General features: G+C 75.1%; 2 protein-coding genes. Both read left to right on the top strand.

The annotated features are described in order from the left end of the window. The coding region (locus PROKR_RS31895; RefSeq protein WP_036968775.1) for a phosphotransferase at window positions 1-586 on the top strand (586 nt) is incomplete at its 5' end. Beyond that, a partial coding sequence (locus tag PROKR_RS24205; protein ID WP_084800651.1) for an acyl-CoA dehydrogenase family protein occupies window positions 586-1463 on the top strand: 878 nt, incomplete at its 3' end. The genes PROKR_RS31895 and PROKR_RS24205, both read left to right, overlap by 1 nt.

Below are 1463 nucleotides of genomic sequence, written 5' to 3'. Positions count from 1 at the left end.
GCTCACGACCTGGCGACGGCAGTACGACGCGTCGCGCTCGCGCCCCCAGCCGCTCCTGGACGGCCTCCAGGAGCGGCTGGGCGCCACGGTGCCCGACGACGGGGCGCGCACCGGCATCGTGCACGGCGACTACCGCCTCGACAACGTGCTGGTGGCCGGCCCGCCCGCGGCGCCGCACGTCACCGCGGTGCTGGACTGGGAGATGGCAACGCTCGGCGACCCGCTCGTCGACCTGGGCATGCTCGGCATGTACTGGGACATCCACGACCTGACGCAGGAGGCCGGCGTCGTCGGCGTCGCCGGGGCGATCGTGCCCGGCGCCGGCTACCCGGACTTCGCCGAGGTCATCGACGCCTACGCCGCCCGCGCCGGGATCGCCGTGCCGGACCTCGCCTGGTACCGGGCGTTCGCCTGCTACAAGCTCGCGGTCATCCTCGAGGGCATCCACTACCGGTACACCGGCGGCCAGACCGTCGGTGCCGGGTTCGACACGATCGGCGCCCTCGTGGAGCCGCTGGCCCGCGAGGGGCTGGCCCGGCTCGGCGCCTCGCCCGGCGACAGCGCCGGCGCGACAGGAGGAGCCTGATGGACTTCGCACCCGACGCGACCACGCGCGACATCACCGCCCGGGTCCGGGACTTCCTCGTGGGCGAGGTGCTGCCCGCCGAGCCCGTGCTCGCCGCGCAGGTCGCGGCCACGCCCGAGGACTGGTCGTTCCGGCCCGTCGTCCGGCACCTGCAGGCCACCGCGAAGGAGCGGGGGCTGTGGAACCTGTTCCTGCCGCCGGGCGGTGCTGGCTCCGGCGGCGCGGCAGCGGAACGCGGCGGCGGCCTGACCAACCTGCAGTACGCCCCCGTGGCCGAGCTGACCGGGTACAGCCCGAGGCTCGCGCCCGTCGCCCTGAACTGCGCCGCGCCCGACACCGGCAACATGGAGCTGCTCGCGCACTTCGCCACGCCCGAGCAGCGCGAACGCTGGCTCGACCCGCTGCTGGAGGCCGCTCTGCGGTCGGCGTTCTGCATGACCGAGCCCGCCGTCGCGTCGTCCGACGCCACGAACATCGCCACACGCATCGTGCGCGACGGCGACGAGTACGTGGTCACGGGCCGCAAGTGGTTCGCCACCGGCGCCATGAACCCGGACTGCGGGCTGCTGGTGGTCATGGGCAAGACCGACCCGGACGCGCCCCGGCACCGGCAGCAGTCCATGGTGCTCGTGCCCCGCGACACCCCCGGCGTCACCGTGCTGCGCGGCCTGACCGTGCTGGGCTACGACGACCGCGACCACGGCGGCCACGCCGAGATCGTGTTCGACGACGTCCGCGTGCCCGCGTCCGCCCTGCTGGGCGGGGAGGGCGAGGGGTTCGCCATGGCCCAGGCGCGGCTCGGACCCGGCCGCATCCACCACTGCATGCGCGCGCTCGGCACGGCCGAGCGCGCCCTGGACCTGGTGCGCGAGCGCGC

Origin of the sequence: Promicromonospora kroppenstedtii DSM 19349 (assembly GCF_000515355.1) — a bacterium.
In the GTDB taxonomy this organism is placed as follows: domain Bacteria; phylum Actinomycetota; class Actinomycetes; order Actinomycetales; family Cellulomonadaceae; genus Promicromonospora; species Promicromonospora kroppenstedtii.
The sequence above is the reverse complement of the archived record's forward strand: the minus strand, read 5'-3'. Positions and strand labels throughout refer to the sequence as shown.